The organism is Sagittula sp. P11 (assembly GCF_002814095.1).
In the GTDB taxonomy this organism is placed as follows: Bacteria; Pseudomonadota; Alphaproteobacteria; order Rhodobacterales; family Rhodobacteraceae; genus Sagittula.
Map to the genome: position 1 here is coordinate 3,516,293 of NZ_CP021913.1, position 15,841 is coordinate 3,532,133.

Annotated in this window: 19 protein-coding genes; 14 read left to right on the forward strand and 5 right to left on the reverse strand. The window is 67.5% G+C overall.

From position 1 onward, the window contains the following. Positions 1-15: 15 nt before the first annotated feature. Together CDO87_RS17145 and CDO87_RS17150 are read right to left on the reverse strand one after the other, a co-directional pair. Positions 16-576: a peptidoglycan-binding domain-containing protein gene (locus CDO87_RS17145; RefSeq protein WP_254698185.1), complete on the reverse strand. Its 561-nt coding sequence runs from the start codon at positions 574-576 to the stop codon at positions 16-18. Positions 577-712: 136 nt separating this feature from the next. Further along, the gene (locus CDO87_RS17150; protein WP_100929911.1) at positions 713-1,081 is read right to left on the reverse strand and encodes an OB-fold nucleic acid binding domain-containing protein; all 369 of its coding nucleotides are present in this window, start codon (positions 1,079-1,081) and stop codon (positions 713-715) included. Positions 1,082-1,252: 171 nt separating this feature from the next. Here CDO87_RS17150 and CDO87_RS17155 point away from each other — a divergent pair, with 171 nt between their 5' ends. The 5 genes from CDO87_RS17155 to CDO87_RS17175 all read left to right on the forward strand — a co-directional run bounded on the left by CDO87_RS17155 (position 1,253) and on the right by CDO87_RS17175 (position 6,256). Beyond that, positions 1,253-1,576, forward strand: coding sequence for a 2Fe-2S iron-sulfur cluster-binding protein (locus tag CDO87_RS17155; protein ID WP_100929912.1), 324 nt, complete (start codon positions 1,253-1,255; stop codon positions 1,574-1,576). A gap of 113 nt (positions 1,577-1,689) precedes the next feature. After that, positions 1,690-2,397, forward strand: coding sequence for a hypothetical protein (locus tag CDO87_RS17160; RefSeq protein ID WP_100931011.1), 708 nt, complete (start codon positions 1,690-1,692; stop codon positions 2,395-2,397). Positions 2,398-2,677: 280 nt separating this feature from the next. After that, positions 2,678-3,490 carry a TIGR00282 family metallophosphoesterase gene (locus tag CDO87_RS17165; RefSeq protein ID WP_100929913.1) on the forward strand — a complete coding sequence of 271 codons (813 nt, stop codon included), beginning with the start codon at positions 2,678-2,680 and terminating at the stop codon, positions 3,488-3,490. Between the two features lie 19 nt (positions 3,491-3,509). Next, entirely contained in the window at positions 3,510-4,445 is a 936-nt protein-coding gene (locus tag CDO87_RS17170; protein WP_100931012.1) for a DMT family transporter, read from the forward strand. 32 nt (positions 4,446-4,477) lie between these two features. Beyond that, on the forward strand, positions 4,478-6,256 hold the full coding sequence (locus tag CDO87_RS17175; RefSeq protein ID WP_100929914.1) for an SLC13 family permease: 1,779 nt from the start codon (positions 4,478-4,480) through the stop codon (positions 6,254-6,256). 6 nt (positions 6,257-6,262) lie between these two features. Here the strand turns inward: CDO87_RS17175 and CDO87_RS17180 are convergent, their stop codons facing one another. After that, entirely contained in the window at positions 6,263-6,997 is a 735-nt protein-coding gene (locus CDO87_RS17180; RefSeq protein ID WP_100931013.1) for a glutamine amidotransferase, read from the reverse strand. A gap of 113 nt (positions 6,998-7,110) precedes the next feature. On the opposite strand from CDO87_RS17180, the gene CDO87_RS17185 reads away from it, so the two are divergent. Further along, complete coding sequence (locus tag CDO87_RS17185; protein ID WP_100929915.1) at positions 7,111-7,857, forward strand: YebC/PmpR family DNA-binding transcriptional regulator; 747 nt, start codon at positions 7,111-7,113, stop codon at positions 7,855-7,857. 61 nt (positions 7,858-7,918) lie between these two features. On the opposite strand, the gene CDO87_RS17190 is transcribed toward CDO87_RS17185, so the two are convergent. Next, a complete protein-coding gene (locus CDO87_RS17190) occupies positions 7,919-8,791 on the reverse strand; it encodes a LysR family transcriptional regulator ArgP (RefSeq protein ID WP_100929916.1) in 873 nt (290 codons plus the stop codon). Positions 8,792-8,889: 98 nt separating this feature from the next. On the opposite strand from CDO87_RS17190, the gene CDO87_RS17195 reads away from it, so the two are divergent. The 8 genes from CDO87_RS17195 (at position 8,890) to CDO87_RS17230 (ending at position 15,145) form a co-directional block, all read left to right on the forward strand. Next, positions 8,890-9,483: a LysE/ArgO family amino acid transporter gene (locus CDO87_RS17195; protein ID WP_100929917.1), complete on the forward strand. Its 594-nt coding sequence runs from the start codon at positions 8,890-8,892 to the stop codon at positions 9,481-9,483. 114 nt (positions 9,484-9,597) lie between these two features. Then, on the forward strand, positions 9,598-10,530 hold the full coding sequence (locus CDO87_RS17200) for a DMT family transporter (RefSeq protein ID WP_198521740.1): 933 nt from the start codon (positions 9,598-9,600) through the stop codon (positions 10,528-10,530). Between the two features lie 111 nt (positions 10,531-10,641). Further along, on the forward strand, positions 10,642-10,839 hold the full coding sequence (locus CDO87_RS17205) for a hypothetical protein (RefSeq protein ID WP_100929918.1): 198 nt from the start codon (positions 10,642-10,644) through the stop codon (positions 10,837-10,839). A 226-nt stretch (positions 10,840-11,065) separates the two neighbouring features. Further along, positions 11,066-11,647: a choline-responsive transcriptional repressor BetI gene (gene betI / locus CDO87_RS17210; RefSeq protein WP_100929919.1), complete on the forward strand. Its 582-nt coding sequence runs from the start codon at positions 11,066-11,068 to the stop codon at positions 11,645-11,647. 218 nt (positions 11,648-11,865) lie between these two features. Then, positions 11,866-13,518 (forward strand): choline dehydrogenase, encoded by a 1,653-nt coding sequence (gene betA / locus CDO87_RS17215; protein ID WP_100929920.1) that lies wholly within the window; start codon positions 11,866-11,868, stop codon positions 13,516-13,518. Between the two features lie 128 nt (positions 13,519-13,646). Further along, positions 13,647-14,096: a hypothetical protein gene (locus CDO87_RS17220; protein WP_157815025.1), complete on the forward strand. Its 450-nt coding sequence runs from the start codon at positions 13,647-13,649 to the stop codon at positions 14,094-14,096. 44 nt (positions 14,097-14,140) lie between these two features. After that, positions 14,141-14,815, forward strand: coding sequence for a thermonuclease family protein (locus tag CDO87_RS17225; protein ID WP_100931015.1), 675 nt, complete (start codon positions 14,141-14,143; stop codon positions 14,813-14,815). Between the two features lie 93 nt (positions 14,816-14,908). Next, positions 14,909-15,145, forward strand: a complete 237-nt coding sequence (locus CDO87_RS17230) for a YdcH family protein (RefSeq protein WP_100929922.1) — start codon at positions 14,909-14,911, stop codon at positions 15,143-15,145. Between the two features lie 55 nt (positions 15,146-15,200). Here CDO87_RS17230 and CDO87_RS17235 read toward each other — a convergent pair whose 3' ends face one another. Beyond that, positions 15,201-15,713 carry a glutathione peroxidase gene (locus CDO87_RS17235; protein ID WP_100929923.1) on the reverse strand — a complete coding sequence of 171 codons (513 nt, stop codon included), beginning with the start codon at positions 15,711-15,713 and terminating at the stop codon, positions 15,201-15,203. Between the last annotated feature and the right edge of the window lie 128 nt (positions 15,714-15,841).

A 15,841-nucleotide genomic window follows, 5' to 3' on the forward strand; every position in this document is an offset into this window, starting at 1 on the left:
CTGCGCAACGGAGGTTCAGATGTCGTCGGGTCCCGAGGCCGCGTCGACGGTGATCAGCCCGAGGCTGCGGGCGGTTTCCAGCGAGAGCTGCGCGCTTTCGAGGCCGCGTTCCGCCTGATACTTGCGGATCGCGGCGGAGGTCGGCGCGTCGATCCAGCTTGTGACGTTGCCCGCGAAATAGCCGCGCGCCGCCAGCGCCCGCTGCAGCGAGGCGATGAAGTCCGGGGTCATCTGGTGGCCGCAGACCGCGTCGAAGATCACGTCGCTGCGCGGGCGGACGACCTTGGGCACCGGGGCGCGGCGGTAGACGGGCGGGCGCAGCACGGTGCCGTCCGGGGCGATCTCGGCCTGCACGACCTGCACTTCGCCCATGACCTGTTCGTAGACGGCGGGCAGCGTCTCGCGTGCCTGGCAGCGGCCGTCCGACAGCGCGATCACGGGGGCGGGCAGGGACACCGGCGACAGGGCCACGGGCTGCACGTCTTCCAGCGCGTCGCGAGAGGCGTTCTCGGACACGCTCGTCGTGCAGGCCGCGGCGAGGACCATCAGGCCCAGGGCGACGGTGAAACGGGTCATGACTGCTCGGGCCCTCTTGAACGGGGTCGTTGTCGTGGGCTGTTTATAGGTCAGGCGCGCCCGAAATCAAAGCGCCCGGCAGCCGTGGCGCGCGGTCTGTGGCCGATGGGACGCGGGTTGCGCCGGCGCGCGGGTCTCAGGCGCCCTGGTGCGCGGGGCCGGAGAGGGGCGGGAGGTCGGGATCCAGCAGGCGGTCGAGCAGGGGAGAGATGTCCTCGATATGCTCGGAGATGACATGGGTCACGCCGTTCTCGCGCTGGACCTTTCCGGTGACGCGCAGCATCCGCCCGGCGATCACCGCGCGACGGAAACGTTCGTAGAGGGCGCGCCAGACGATGACGTTGACGACGCCGGTCTCGTCCTCGAGGGTGACGAAGATCACCCCCTTCGCGGTGCCCGGGCGCTGGCGGAGGATCACCAGCCCGGCCACGGTCGCCCGCGCGCCGTTGGGCACGTCCCGCAGAAGGCGGGCCGGGGTTGCGGAAGGGGGGCGGGGCCAGGTCATGCGAACATATGTAGAACATACGCAGCGCGGCGCCAAGACTGCCGCTGCGGCGCAGGACGCTGCGGGGCTTCACGATGGGCTGACCGGGCGCGCCGGGGCGCAAAACGGGTCTGGCGGCGCGCCGCGTGGATGTCTAGGTATGCTGCGATGGATGACAAACGGAGCGGTGAAATGGCGAAGATCACCTACATCGAGCACAACGGGACAGAGCACGTGGTCGACGTGCCGAACGGTCTGACCGTGATGGAAGGCGCACGGGACAACAACATCCCCGGCATCGAGGCCGACTGCGGCGGGGCCTGCGCGTGCTCGACCTGCCACGTCTACGTGCACCCGGACTGGTTCGACAAGCTGCCACCGCGCGAGGACATGGAAGAGGACATGCTGGATTTCGCCTTCGAGCCCGATCCGGCCCGCTCGCGCCTGACCTGCCAGCTTAAGGTGAGCGATGCGCTCGACGGGCTGGTGGTGCAGATGCCCGAAAAGCAGATCTGATGACCGGGGCGCGCCCGTCCGGCAGCAAGACCCCTCGGGGGAGCTCGCTTCGGACGGGGGCGCCGCGTCCGCGTCGTGCTGTGTGGTTCGCGGCCGCCCGCGGCGCTGCGGTGATGCTGGCGCTCGTGGCGGCGTCGCCCGTGGCGTCGGATGCGCTCGGGACCATTCTGGACGCGCGGCTTGAAGAGCCGGTCACGCGCTACGACCACGGCGTTCTGGGAGATGCGGTGGAGTGGGGCACGCTGCGGCTGTGGGTGGATCGCTGCCCGGCCTGTGCGCGCACGGACGTGCAGGAGACGGTGATCCGCCTGCCCGCAACCCGCGTCTTCGAGGACGTGGAGGCGCGGCTCATCGGTCTGGATCCGCAGGCGCCCACGGCGGTCATGGTCGTCGAGAGCGATCTGGCGCGCGGCGCCCGTCTGTCGCTTTACACCGGCACGGGGCTTCTGGCCGCAACGCCGTTCATCGGACAGACGCACCGCTGGCTTGCGCCGGTCGGGGCGGCGGATCTGGACGGCGACGGCGCGCTGGAGGTGGCCTATGTCGACCGCCCGCACCTGGCGAAGGTCCTGCGGGTCTGGCGGCTGGAGGGCGACTCGCTGACGGAGGTCGCCGCGCTCGAGAACCTGACCAACCACCGCATCGGCTGGGACCATATCGCTGGCGGTGTGCGGGATTGCGGCGCAGGGCCGGAGATGGTGCTGGCCTCCGGCGACTGGTCGCGGCTGATGGCGGTGCGCCTCGATGGCGGTAGCCTGTCGGCGCGGGAGGTCGGGCGTTACGATGCGGCGGCGCTGGAGGCCGCGCTGGCCTGCCGCTGAGCGGGCAGGACGGGGTGGCAGGGGCGGTTGGTCCTGCGGCGGGATGTTACAGGGTCTGCTTTCCGGTGACGCGGGCCTGCCGTGTGCAAGCGCCCTGGCATAGCGTCCGTCGCGCCGTACCTTGTGGAGCACCGCTCTCGCCGCCTGACGCGCCCGCGCGCCGATCATGCGCCTCACCTGCCCGAAATCTGCGACCGATGTAGGGCGGGGCTTTGCGCCGCCTGCCTTTGCGCATTTCGGGGCTTAACTTTCCGGGCACGGCGTCTTACGGCTTTTGCCCATGCGAATACTCTTTTTGGGCGATGTGATGGGCCGCGCCGGGCGGCAGGGGATCGTGGACCGGCTTCCGGGCCTGCGAAAGGACTGGCGGATCGACTTCGTCGTGGTCAATGCCGAGAATGCGACCAACGGGGCGGGGCTGAACGCCGCCCATGCCAACGCGATCTTCGAGGCGGGTGCGGATGTCATCACGCTGGGGGATCATGCCTTCGACCAGAAGGAGATGCTGACCCATATCGAAGGCGAGACGCGCATCGTGCGGCCGCTGAACTTTGCCCGGGTGGCCCCGGGGCGGGGGGCCGCGCTCTACAAGGATGCGCGCGGGCGCAAGATCCTGGTGGTTCAGGCGCTCGGACAGGTCTTCATGTCGCGCAGCTACGATTCGCCCTTCGGGGCGGTGGACGATGTGCTGAAGCGCCATCCGCTCGGCGGGCAGGCGCAGGCGATCCTCGTCGACATGCATTGCGAGGCCACCTCCGAGAAGATGGGCATGGGCCATTTCTGCGACGGCCGCGCCAGCATCGTCGTCGGCACGCACACCCATGTGCCCACCGGCGACGCCCAGATCCTGCCGGGGGGCACGGCCTTCATGGCGGATGCGGGGATGTGCGGCGACTACAACTCTGTCATCGGGATGGAGCCGGCAGAGCCGCTTCGCCGCTTCGTCAACGGTATGGCCAAGGGCCGGTTCGAGCCCGCAAGCGGCGAGGCCACGTTGTCCGGCCTCTTCGTGGAGACTGACGACCGCACCGGCAAGGCCGTCTCCGTCACCATGGTGCGCCAGGGCGGGCGGCTGGCGCAGTCGGGTCCGTAGGTTGGTGACGGCGCGTTCCTTGCCTCTTCCGGTTCTGGCGCGCCTCGGGCCGTTCCTTGCGCTTGTGGCCATCGGCGCGGCGTGGGGCGGGACACAACCGCTGTCCAAGATCGCTGTCTCCGAGGGTTATCGCCACTTCGGCCTGATCTTCTGGCAGACCCTGCTGACCGGGATTTTGCTGGCGGTCATCACGCTTTTGCGGGGGCGGAGCCTGCGGCTGACGCGGCGCCAGTGGCTGACCTGCGCGGTCATCGCGGTGGTGGGCTCTGTCGTGCCGGGCATCGCCAGCTACCAGGCCATCGCGCATCTGCCGTCGGGCGTGGTTTCCATGCTGCTGAGTTCGGTGCCGATGATCTCCCTGCCGATCGCGCTGGCGCTTGGGCAGGACAGCTTTCGCCCGGTCCGTCTCCTCGGGCTCGTGCTGGGGCTGACCGGGGTGGCGCTCCTCGTCCTGCCGGAGGGCGGGCTGAGGGGCGACGTATCGGTCTTCTGGGTGGCGGTCGCGCTGGTGTCGTCGGTCTGCTACGCCTTCGAGGCGAACATCGTGGCGCGCTGGGGCACGCCGGGGCTGGACCCGGTGCAGGTGCTGGCGGGCGCGTCACTGATCGGCGCGGCGATCTCCCTGCCGCTGGCGCTGGGGACCGGCCAGTTCATTTCGCCGCCCTGGCCGCTGGGGGCGCCGGACCGCGCACTGCTGGCCAGCACGCTCCTGCACGCGGGCGCGTACACCGGTTACGTGGCACTTGTCGGTTTGGCAGGCAGTGTCTTCGCCGCGCAGGTGAGTTATCTTGTCACGCTCTTCGGGGTGACCTGGGCCATGCTCTTCCTCGGAGAGGGCTATTCCGGCTGGTTCTGGGCCGCACTTGCGGTGATGCTTCTGGGCATGGCTCTTGTGCAGCCGCGCCCCAAGACGCTTGTACCCGACGTGACGCTCCGTCAAAATGCGACGGGTTGAGGATCGGCTGACACAAGAGCAAGGGGCCGGCGATGCAGTGGATCGAGTTGAGTCAGGAGGCGCAGGCCTGGGCGACCCTCGCGGTCGTCGTGGCGATGTTCGTGCTCTTCGTGCGCGAGACGTACCCGACGGAGGTTACGGCAATCGGCGGCGTCGCGGCGCTGCTGTTGCTGGGCGCGCTGCCCTATGACGCGGCGCTGAGCGTCCTGTCGAACCCCGCGCCCTGGACCATCGCCGCGATGTTCGTCGTCATGGGGGCGCTGGTGCGCACCGGGGCGCTCGATGCCTTCACGGGTTATGCGCAGGCGCAGGTGGCCAAGCGGCCGAAACAGGCGATGGCGGCCATCCTCGGGGTGGTGGTGCTGGCCTCGGCGGTGATGAACAACACACCGGTGGTGGTGGTCATGCTGCCGGTCTTCGTCCAGATCGCCAAGGTCATGGACATCGCCCCCTCCAAGCTGCTGATCCCGCTGAGTTATGCCGCCATGATGGGCGGCACGCTGACGCTGATCGGGACCTCGACCAACCTTCTGGTGGACGGTGTGGCGCGGTCGCAGGGGCTGGAGCCCTTCACCATCTTCGAGGTCACCCCGCTGGCGCTGATCCTTGTCGCGGCGGGCATGCTCTACCTGTTCTTCGTCGCGCCGTTGCTGCTGCCCGACCGGATGAGCATGGCGGGAATGCTGTCGGACCGCTCGCGCATGAAGTTCTTCACCGAGGCGGTCATTCCGCCCGACAGCAACCTCATCGGCCGCGAAGTGCTGGGTGTGCAGCTGTTCAAGCGGGAAGGCGTCCGGCTGGTCGACGTGATCCGCGGCGACGAATCGCTGCGCCGCAACCTCGACGGCGTGTTGCTGGAAGTCGGCGACCGGGTCGTCCTGCGCACTCCCATGGCCGAGCTTCTGTCGCTTCAGAGCAACAAGTCGCTGAAGCGGCTGGACCAGGTTTCTGCCAAGGAGACGACCACGGTCGAGGTGCTGATTTCACCCGGGTGCAAGATGGTCGGGCGTTCGCTGGGCGGTCTGCGCCTGCGCCGCCGGTTCGGGGTCTACCCGTTGGCGGTGCACCGGCGGAACCAGAACATCGGGCGGCAGCTTGACGAACTGGTGGTGCGCGTGGGTGACACGTTGCTGCTGGAAGGCAGTGCCGAGGACATCAAGCGGCTGGCGGACGAGATGGGGCTGGTCGATGTGGCGCATCCGTCGGCGCGCGCGTTCCGGCGCGGCCATGCCCCCATCGCGCTGGTGGCCCTGACCGGCATCGTGGTGCTGGCGGCCTTCGGCCTTGCGCCGATCCTTGCGCTGGCGGTGCTGGCGGTGGCGCTGGTCCTGCTGAGCCGCTGCATCGACGCGGACGAGGCGTTTTCCTACGTGGAAGGCCAGCTTCTGGCGCTGATCTTCGCCATGCTGGCGGTCGGCGCGGCGCTGGAGCATTCCGGCGCCGTCCGGATGATTGTCGGAGCCGTCGCGCCCTACGTCGAGCAGCTTCCGGCGTGGGCCGTGGTCTGGGCGGTCTACCTGATGACCAGCCTGCTGACGGAAAGCGTGTCCAACAACGCGGTTGCGGTGGTGATGACGCCCATTGCCGTGACGCTGGGCACCGCCATCGGGGTCGATCCGCGCCCGCTGGTGGTGGCGGTGATGATCGCGGCCAGCCTCAGCTTCGCGACGCCCATCGGCTACCAGACCAACACGCTGGTCTACGGTCCGGGCGGCTACAAGTTCACCGACTTCATCCGCGTGGGCCTGCCGCTGAACCTCGGGCTCGGCGCGCTGGCGGCGCTGTTCATTCCGATGTTCTGGACGCTCTGAGGCGCGTCAGGCGTAGCGGCTGACGAAGGCCTGCAGCAGGCGTTCCGGCTGCGTCACGTCCGCCTCGCGGCACATGGCGATCAGGTCGTCCGCCTGTTCGGGTGCGAAATAGCCCTTGTGCCGGTAGATGCGGATGCGCGTCTCGAACCCTTCGGCGTCCGCCTCCGGGTGGAACTGCGTGGCATAGACGTTCTGCCCGAAGCGGATCATCTGGTAGGGGCAGGGGCCGGAGGACAGGAGGTGCACGGCGCCCTTCGGCAGGTACTGCACCGCCTCCTTGTGGCCGACGAAGGCATCGAACTGCGTGGGCAGGGCGCCGGTCAGCGGATCGCGGCGGCCGTCGTCGGTCAGGTGGCAGGTCACCGCCCCCACCGGCTCCCCGAACCGGGCCTTGGAGACTTCGGCGCCCAGGTGATGGGCGAGGATGCCGATCCCGTAGCAGCAACCCATGAAGGGGATGTCGGCGCCGGTGATCTTCGGCATGAGCGAGAGGCAGGCGGCTTCGATGCGCGCCTCCACCGGGTCCTTGTCCTCGGGCGCGTCGGACACGCAGCCCGGCCCGCCGCCGACGATCACGCCGGCATAATCCGCCGGGTCAAGGTCATCGGGCAGATCCTCGCGGTCGAGGCGGATGCGGTGCACCTGGCCCTCCGCAAGGCCGCCCTTGTCGAGGAAGGCGTGGTATTCGTCGTCGCTGGCTTCGGTTTCCGGGCGCAGCTGGAGGAGGAGGAATCGGGCCATGCCGTCGGGCTTAAGCGCGGGCGTCACCGGGCGCAATGGCCGTCCTTGGCAAGGCGCCGGGCATGGCTTATAGAGGCGCGAATTTCGAACAGTCGGGAACGAGAGGCACAATCATGGCCGGCCATTCCAAATGGGCAAACATCCAGCACCGCAAGGGCCGTCAGGACAAGCTGCGGGCCAAGGTCTTTTCCAAGCTCTCCAAGGAGATCACCATCGCTGCAAAGATGGGTGATCCGGACCCGGACAAGAACCCGCGCCTGCGTCTGGCGGTGAAGGAAGCCCGCGGGCAGTCCATGCCCAAGGACAACATCGAGCGCGCGATCAAGAAGGCGGTGGGCGGCGATGCCGAGGATTACGAGGAAATCCGCTACGAGGGCTACGGCCCGAACGGCGTGGCGGTGATCGTCGAGACGATGACCGACAACCGCAACCGCACTGCATCGAACGTGCGGTCGCTGTTCTCGAAGAACGGCGGCAACCTGGGCGAGACCGGCTCTGTCGGGTTCATGTTCGAGCGCAAGGGCGAGATCGTCTACCCGGCCTCTGCCGGCGATGCGGACGACGTCATGATGGCGGCGATCGAGGCCGGGGCGGAAGACGTGGAATCGTCCGAGGACGGGCACGTGATCTACTGCGCCGACACCGACCTGAACGACGTGGCCAGCGCACTGGAAACCGCTCTTGGCGAATCCGAGTCGACGAAGCTGGTGTGGAAGCCGACGACCACCACCGAGCTCGACCTCGACGGGATGAATTCGCTGATGAAGCTGGTCGATGCGCTGGAAGAGGACGACGATGTGCAGCGCGTCACCACCAACTTCGAGGCCTCCGACGAGGTCATGGAACAGCTCGACGCCTGATCCTTCGGGGATCTTCCGGGGATTACGGCGCGCGCAGGTCATCCTGCGCGCGTCTGTCGTTTCAGGGCATGGGCAGCAGCGCCTCGCCCGCCGCACGGCGCAGCGCCCGTGTCAGGGGGCGGATCGCCGGTGCGGTGATGCTGCGCACCTGCCAGTACAGCGGCACGTCGCGCGGACGGTCGGGCGCCATGGCGACCAGTTCGCCGCTCTCCAGCAGGGCCGCCACCAGCGGCAGAGGGTTGAGACCCCAGCCAAGGCCGCAGCGCGCCGCCTCCACGAAGCCGTGGGTAGAGGGCAGGTGATGCGTCGGCGGCGACAGCGGGCGGCCGTTGAGGTCTGCCAGCCAGCGCCGTTGCAGCACGTCCTTGCCGGAATAATCGAGCATCGGCGCCTTGGTCAGTGCGTCCTCTGTCAGCCCATCGGCGAAATGCCGGTCGCGGAAGGCGGGCGAGCAGGTGGCGATGTAGCGCATGACACCCAGCGGAACCGCATCGCAGCCCTGCACCGGCTGCGCGCGGGAGGTGATGGCGGCGGTCACGTCGCCGTCCCTGAGGCGCCGGTCCGAGACGGATTCGTCCTCGATGGCAATGTCGTAGAGGAAATCGGTGCGCGCCAGCGCGGGAATCGCCCAGGTGTCAAGGCTGTCGGCGTTCAGCGCGATGCGCAGCCGCGCCTGCGCCGCGCGCCCGAGGTCCCGGGCCAGCGCGGCGTCCAGCAGGGCGCATTCGCGTGCGTGACGGGCTAGCCGTGCGCCGGTCTCGGTCGCGCTGGCGGGGGATTGCCGCAGGACGAGCGGCGCGCCGACGCGATCCTCAAGCGCCCGGATACGCTGTGAAATCGCCGATGGCGTGACGTTGAGTTCGGCAGCGGCGGCCTCGAACGCGCCAAGCCGCAGGACCGCTTCGAGTGCCGAGAGTTGCGCCGGGTCGTACATTGGGCCTCTGATTAGCAATGCTTCATCAGATGAAACTGGATTAACTCGCCTTCACTGGCAACCCGCGGTAGTCCGTAGACGAACCGAAGGAGGTCCGGATGGACGCGGCACTGGCGGGCTTTGCCCTTGGATTTTCCCTGATCCTCGCGATTGGCGCGCAGAACGCCTTTGTCCTGCGGCAAGGGCTGCGCGGGGCGCATGTGCTGCCGGTGGTGCTGGTCTGCGCGCTGTCCGACGCGGTGCTGATCGCCGCGGGTGTGCTGGGGTTCGGGGCGTTGGCAAGGGCAGTGCCCGGACTGGAATGGGGTATGCGGATCTTCGGGGCCATTTTCCTGACATGGTACGGCATCCGGACTTTGCTGTCCGCATGGCGGGGCGGTGCGGCGCTTTGTGCGGGCGAGGGCGCGCAGAGCCTGAAGGCCGCGGTCCTGGCCTGCCTCGCCTTCACCTGGCTCAACCCGCATGTCTACCTCGACACGGTGGTGCTGGTGGGGTCGGTCTCGGCGCAATATGCGGACCGGGTGGCGTTTGCGGCTGGGGCGATGGTGGCCAGCTTCGTCTTCTTCTTCGGACTGGGTTACGGCGCGCGCAGCCTTGCGCCGTGGTTCGCCCGGCCCTCCGCCTGGCGGATACTTGACCTGGTGGTGGGCACGACCATGCTAATTATCGCGGTGTCGCTGCTGATGGGCTGAGCGGGGAGGCGGTCCGTGGCACGGCAGCGTTTCTCCGCGCTGGCCCGCTGGGGACCAGGGCGAGGGTCCTTTGCAACGCCTCGCCGCCTCCGTCGGTAAGCCCTTGCGTCAGGCATGGACAATCCCTTCCCCGAGAAACATGTTGTCGGCATGGAACAGGCGGCACGGCCCGGTGTGGGCATCTTCTGGATGGTTGTCACGGGGCTGTGCTTCGTTGGTGTGACCGCGTTGGTGAAGGCCCTGGGCGACCGGATTCCGGCGGTGGAAGCTGCCTTCCTGCGCTTCCTGCTTGGCCTCGTCTTTCTTGCGCCGATGTGGCGGGATCTGCATCAGGCGACATTCACGCGCAAACTGTGGGGCCTGTTCCTTCTTCGGGGCGGCATGCACACGGTCGGCGTGGCGCTCTGGTTCTATGCCATGACACGCATCCCGCTCGCCGAGGTCACGGCGATGAACTACCTAAACCCGGTCTACGTGACCGTGCTGGCGGTGTTTTTCCTGGGCGAGCGGCTTGCGGTCCGGCGTGTCGGCGCAATTGTCGCTGCCCTCGTGGGGGCCATGCTGATCCTGCGGCCCGGGTTTCGCGAACTCGATCCCGGGCACTACGCCATGCTGGTCACGGCGCTGGTGTTCGGCGGCTCCTACCTGCTGGCCAAGATCCTGTCGAGCGAGGTGCGCCCCTCGGTCGTGGTCATCATGATGTCGCTGACGGTGACGGTCGGGCTGGCGCCCATGGCGCTCTCGGTCTGGGTCTGGCCCACCTGGACCGAGCTGGCCCTGCTGTTCGGCGTAGCCTGTTTCGCCACTGGCGGTCACTACGCCATGACGCTGGCCTTCGTGGCGGCCCCCGTGACGGTGACGCAGCCGGTCACCTTCCTCCAGCTTGTCTGGTCGGTGCTGATCGGCGCGATGTTCTTCGCGGAGCCGGTCGACCTGTGGGTGGTCGCGGGCGGGTCGGTCATCATGGCGGCCGTGATCTTCATCACCTGGCGGGAGGCGGTGCTGAAGCGGCGCATCACACCGGTCGTTTCGGAAACGAAGCTGTAGTCAGCGGACCTTTGTTGCGAGAACGCGAAAAATCCCCGCGGTGGACGCATTCGCGCCGCAATACGTGAGCAACACTTGACGTAGCGAAAGCTTGCTACAGGAGAGAGTGATATGTTTGCAGAGAACAAGTTGACCGAGAACATGGCCGAGATCGAGGCCTTCCTGCTGCGCGAACGGGGCAAGGCCCTGTCCGATGCGGAATGGCGGTTCCGGATGAAGGGCTACGGCTACAACCTCCGCCGCACGGATGTCGGCGTCGAGGTGTCGCGCCTGCCGCAGAACCGCGTGCTGGGAACGCTTGCCCTCTGAGACAGGGACCTGCGGAACCGGGGCTGAGCAGGTCCGCGGGCCTGTGGCGGCGCACCGTTCCCCGAAGTCCGGACACATGGCTCCATGCGATCCGCCTTGGCGGTTTGGATGGGCCGCGCTGATGGCGCCCGGGACCCGGCGATTGGCCTGACTTGGTTTTTAGCCATGCGTCCCAGACAACGCTTCTTGATTGACTCATCAGTCAACAAAAGGCAAACCCTGACCCATGCCAAAGCTGGGACAGGAACCGATACGGCGCAGGGCGCTGGTGGCAGCCACGGTCGCTGAGATCGGGGCCAAGGGGTCGCTCGACGTGACGGTCGGGCAGATCGCCAAACGCGCCGGCATGTCCACCGCCCTGGCCCACCACTATTTCGGCGGCAAGACGGACATCTTCCTCGCCGCCATGCGTCACATCCTTTCCGAATACGGCGCCGAAGTGCGCGCTGCCCTGGCCACCGCGCGCAAGGGCAGGCGGCTGGAAGCGCTGATCGAGGCGAACTTTGCCGAGAGCTGCTTCGAGCGGCCCACCATTTCGGCTTGGCTCAGCTTCTACGGCATGGCGCAGAGCGAACCGGGCGCGCGGCGCCTGCTGTCGGTCTATCACGCGCGGCTCCGTTCGAACCTGCGGCACGCCCTGCGCGGCCGCTGCAAGGAGCCGGAGCTGGTGGCCGAGCAGATCGGCGCGCTCATCGACGGCGTCTACCTGCGCGCGGCGTTGTCCGGCCGAGGCATCGGCGGCGCGGCGGACGAGGTGATCCGCGCGGCGCACGCCCTGATGCACGGACCGTCCGAAGGACGCGGCTGATGACCCGTAACCTGTCCTTTTCGTCTGGCTTCCTGACGGAGCCGGTTCCGGTCCCAATCCGGACGGGCGCAAGACCAATTCGCCGGTGAATTGCCGGTACGACCTCGCGGCACCGGCGGCCTCGTCCGGCGGCGCCATTTTTCTGGACTGAACACATCCCCGCCGGAGGCATCCGGCCTTGCCGGGCGACAGCCTGCAAGCCTTGAAGGAAGACGGACATGTTGGCGGATTATGTCGTGGTGGGTGCTGGGTCGGCAGGCTGCGCGCTGACCTACCGGCTGGTGGAAGCCGGGCATTCGGTCATCGTGATCGAGCATGGCGGCTCCGACTGGGGGCCTTTCATCAACATGCCCGGCGCGCTCAGCTACCCGATGAACATGAAGCGCTACGACTGGGGTTTCCGGACCGAGCCGGAGCCGCACCTCGGCGGCCGCCGGATGGCCTGTCCGCGCGGCAAGGTGCTGGGCGGATCGTCCTCGATCAACGGCATGATCTACGTGCGCGGTCACGCGCTGGACTATGAACACTGGGCCGAGCAGGGCGCCGACGGCTGGGGCTATTCCGACGTGTTGCCCTACTTCCGGCGCATGGAAGACTGGCATCACGGCGGCCATGGCGGCGATCCGTCCCTGCGCGGTTCCGGCGGTCCGCTGCATGTCACGCGCGGGCGGCGGGACAACCCGCTGGTGCAGGCCTTTGTCGAGGCCGGGCGGCAGGCGGGGTATCCCGTGACCGGCGACTACAACGGCGCACAGCAGGAAGGCTTTGGCGCCTTCGACATGACCGTGTGGCAGGGAGAGCGCTGGTCGGCGGCCAAGGCCTACCTGCGGCCCGCAAAGGCGATGGGGGCCGAGATCGTGCGCGGCCTGGCCCAACGCGTGGTCTTTGAAGACGGCCGCGCCACGGGTGTCGAGATCTCGCGCGGCGGCGCGACCGAGGTGATCCGCGCACGGCGCGAGGTGGTGCTTTCCGCCAGTGCGATCAATTCGCCCAAGCTGCTCATGCTGTCCGGGATCGGCCCCGCGGCGCACCTGTCCGAACATGGTATCGAGGTGCGCGCCGACCGGCCCGGTGTCGGGCGCAACCTTCAGGATCACCTCGAGCTTTATGTCCAGATGACCTCCACCCAGCCGGTGTCGCTGGCCAAGTACTGGAACCTCTGGGGCAAGGCCTGGGTCGGGGCGCAATGGCTGTTCGGCCGGAGCGGGCCCGGTGCGTCCAACCAGTTCGAAAGCGCGGGGTTCATCCGTTCGCGGGCCGGGGTGCAATATCCCGACATCCAGTACCATTTCCTGCCGATCGCCGTGCGTTACGATGGCGCAGTCGCGCCGGAGGGTCACGGGTTCCAGGCCCACACCGGGCCGATGCGGTCGCCGTCGCGCGGGGCGGTGACGCTGCGCTCTGCCGATCCCGGCGAGGCGCCGAAGATCCTGTTCAACTACATGAGCTGCCCGGAGGACTGGGAGGATTTCCGCACCGCGATCCGGCTGACCCGGGAGATCTTTGCGCAAGAGGCTTTTGCGCCCTTCCGCGGGGTCGAGCTTCAGCCGGGCGCCGATGCGCAGACCGACGACGAGCTGGACGATGTGATCCGCGAACACGTTGAGAGCGCGTATCACCCCTGCGGCACCTGCCGGATGGGGCGTGCCGACGACCGCGATACCGTGGTCGATCCGGAGGGACGGGTGATCGGGGTGGAGGGGCTGCGCGTGGCGGACAGCTCGATCTTCCCGCGCATCACCAACGGCAACCTCAATGCGCCGTCGATCATGACGGGCGAGAAGATCGCCGATCACATGCTGGGCAAGCGGCTTCCGCCAGAGGCTGCGACGCCGTGGATTCACCCCGAATGGCAGACGCAGCAGCGTTAACGAAGACTGCAGAAACGCGTTGAACGGGCGGCCGCGTCGCACGTAAATGCAATGTTAAGAATGCTGAAGATCATTGCCCCGTTATGGCGCTTGCCGTGCCGGGGTCCGTCCTTGCCGGAGGCACGGTGGTGAGCGGGCCCGCGCGGGTTCTGGATGGCGCGCGGATCGTGGTGGGCGATACTGTCGTTCGCCTGCGTGGCCTCGAAAGCGTAAACGAGGATCTCTATTGCGGCGACGGTTTAGCCTGCGGGCGGTGGGCCGTAGGCAAGCTGAAAGCGCGCTATGATGGGCGTTTGCTGTCGTGTTTCGGGCATTTCGTGCAGGACGGGGCGGAATTCACGGCGTTTTGCCTCGACGGTCGAGATGACCTCGGTGCGGCGATCCTGCGCAGTGGTCTGGGCTTTGCGACGCTGGACGCGCCCGCGGAGTACCGCGATGCGAGCCACCGGGCGGTGCGTCTGAGGGTCGGACTGCGCGCCTTTGGCGGGGCCGTATCGATGCCCGGGGCAGAGGTGCCCACACCGGACATGAAGGCCAGATTCGGCAACAAGTCCGCGCCTGCGTTAAACACTCTTTAACACAGGTTATTGACTTGGCCGGCGCCGTTCCGATGTTTGCAGGCATGTTCAGACCGTTCCTCGCCGTCCTGTTTTGCCTTGCAATGCCTGCCCATGCGGAGGTCGCCGGAAAGGTGCGCGTGATCGACGGCGACACCTTTGCGATTGGCGAGACGCGGGTCCGGCTGCACGGGATCGACACACCGGAAAGCACGCAGATGTGCGGCGCCCGGGGAGTCAGCCCGTGGCCCTGCGGGGCCTGGGTGTCCGACAAGGTCAGGTCGGTTTACGACGGCGCGGACGCGCGCTGCGCCGAGGTGGACATCGACCGCTATGGCCGCGTCGTGGCGAAGTGTTTCGTCGGCGGCGAAGATGTCGGGCAACACCTCGTGGCGGAAGGGCTGGCGCTGGCCTATGCCAAGTACTCGCAGGATTACCTGACCGACGAATCCTCTGCGCGCGATGCGGGGCGCGGCCTGCATGGCATGGTCTTCGAGCGCCCGGCCCGTTTTCGGGCGGTGCAACGCGACTCCCGTGCAAAGACCGCGGCCTTGGGGCAGGAGGTGCCGGAGGGCTGCCGGATCAAGGGCAACATCAGCAGTTCGGGCGGGACGATGATCTATCACGTCCCCGGCCAGCGCGACTATGACGCGACCGTCATCAGCGAGGCGCGCGGGGAGAGGTGGTTCTGTTCGGAGGATGAGGCGCGCAAGGCCGGGTGGCGACGCGCCATGCGTTGAGCCCGAAATACATGCAGACTTGATGCGCATCAAGGTCGGTGGGGCGTGGCGGCTCTAGTGTCTGGTCGGACGCAAGAGACACAGGAGACGCAAATGTCCCATACGCCCCACGAGCTTTCCGAAGAATTCCCGGAATTCGCCGAGAAGCTGCATGAACTGAAATCCAGCGATGCGCATTTCGCCCGTCTGGCCGAGCAGTACCACGATGTGAACCGCCGCGTGCATCGCGCGGCCACCAACGTGGAACCGATGGAGCAACTGGCCGAAGACCAGCTCCGCAAGGAGCGGGCCATTCTGAAGGACGAGATCTACGCCCTGCTTCGGGACTGATCTGTCCTCAGACGCCCAAAATCATGCAGTGGGTGCCCCGGTGGGGCACCCTTTGTCATTTCAGGTAGGGCTGGATCGCGGAGGTGATCGGTTTCGACAGCGGCTTGGCCGTCGACCCGAAGGTGGCTACCACCGCCCCATCGGGACCGATGAGCACCTTGTTGAAGTTCCACGACGGCTCGAACCCGCTCTGCTGGCGGACCCACTGGTAGAACGGGTGTGCATCCGCGCCGCGCACATGGGTGATGTCGGTCATCGGCAGGGTCAGTCCGAAGTTCACGGCACAGAAATCCGCCACCGCTTCGGCGGTTGCCAGTTCCTGGCGGAAGTCGTCGGAGGGCACGGCGAGGACGACAAGGCCGTCTTCCTTGTGCCGGTCGTAGAGGGTCTGCAGGCCTTCGTATTGCGGGGTGAAGCCGCAGCGCGAGGCGGTGTTGACGACGAGGACCGGCTGGCCCTTCCAGTCGTCGAGGTCGAGCGTCCCGCCGTCGATGCTGTTGAAGGTGAAGCTGGCCGCCGCGAGCGGCGTTGCCAGCAGGCTCAGGAGGAGGGTGGCGGTGCGGATCATCGGGGCGCTCCTGCAGGTGCGGTTTCGTGAGAGATACGTGCGCCGGACCGATCCGGTTTCAAGTTTTCCTGTGAGCGCCCTGTGTCGTCGGGGTGTGAGAAGGCAACCGGCTTCGTGACGCTTGCGTT

What these genes read in the sequence shown, in the direction of transcription:
- CDO87_RS17185 (WP_100929915.1), top strand. Translation starts at nt 7,111, where the DNA reads ATGGCCGGCCATTCCAAATGGGCAAACATCCAGCACCGCAAGGGCCGT.
- CDO87_RS17200 (WP_198521740.1), top strand. Translation starts at nt 9,598, where the DNA reads ATGGACAATCCCTTCCCCGAGAAACATGTTGTCGGCATGGAACAGGCG.
- CDO87_RS17175 (WP_100929914.1), top strand. Translation starts at nt 4,478, where the DNA reads ATGCAGTGGATCGAGTTGAGTCAGGAGGCGCAGGCCTGGGCGACCCTC.
- CDO87_RS17195 (WP_100929917.1), top strand. Translation starts at nt 8,890, where the DNA reads ATGGACGCGGCACTGGCGGGCTTTGCCCTTGGATTTTCCCTGATCCTC.
- CDO87_RS17235 (WP_100929923.1), bottom strand. Translation starts at nt 15,713, where the DNA reads ATGATCCGCACCGCCACCCTCCTCCTGAGCCTGCTGGCAACGCCGCTC.
- CDO87_RS17180 (WP_100931013.1), bottom strand. Translation starts at nt 6,997, where the DNA reads ATGGCCCGATTCCTCCTCCTCCAGCTGCGCCCGGAAACCGAAGCCAGC.
- CDO87_RS17225 (WP_100931015.1), top strand. Translation starts at nt 14,141, where the DNA reads ATGTTCAGACCGTTCCTCGCCGTCCTGTTTTGCCTTGCAATGCCTGCC.
- CDO87_RS17190 (WP_100929916.1), bottom strand. Translation starts at nt 8,791, where the DNA reads ATGTACGACCCGGCGCAACTCTCGGCACTCGAAGCGGTCCTGCGGCTT.
- CDO87_RS17150 (WP_100929911.1), bottom strand. Translation starts at nt 1,081, where the DNA reads ATGACCTGGCCCCGCCCCCCTTCCGCAACCCCGGCCCGCCTTCTGCGG.
- CDO87_RS17230 (WP_100929922.1), top strand. Translation starts at nt 14,909, where the DNA reads ATGTCCCATACGCCCCACGAGCTTTCCGAAGAATTCCCGGAATTCGCC.
- CDO87_RS17155 (WP_100929912.1), top strand. Translation starts at nt 1,253, where the DNA reads ATGGCGAAGATCACCTACATCGAGCACAACGGGACAGAGCACGTGGTC.
- CDO87_RS17160 (WP_100931011.1), top strand. Translation starts at nt 1,690, where the DNA reads ATGCTGGCGCTCGTGGCGGCGTCGCCCGTGGCGTCGGATGCGCTCGGG.
- betI (WP_100929919.1), top strand. Translation starts at nt 11,066, where the DNA reads ATGCCAAAGCTGGGACAGGAACCGATACGGCGCAGGGCGCTGGTGGCA.
- CDO87_RS17165 (WP_100929913.1), top strand. Translation starts at nt 2,678, where the DNA reads ATGCGAATACTCTTTTTGGGCGATGTGATGGGCCGCGCCGGGCGGCAG.
- CDO87_RS17205 (WP_100929918.1), top strand. Translation starts at nt 10,642, where the DNA reads ATGTTTGCAGAGAACAAGTTGACCGAGAACATGGCCGAGATCGAGGCC.
- CDO87_RS17145 (WP_254698185.1), bottom strand. Translation starts at nt 576, where the DNA reads ATGACCCGTTTCACCGTCGCCCTGGGCCTGATGGTCCTCGCCGCGGCC.
- betA (WP_100929920.1), top strand. Translation starts at nt 11,866, where the DNA reads ATGTTGGCGGATTATGTCGTGGTGGGTGCTGGGTCGGCAGGCTGCGCG.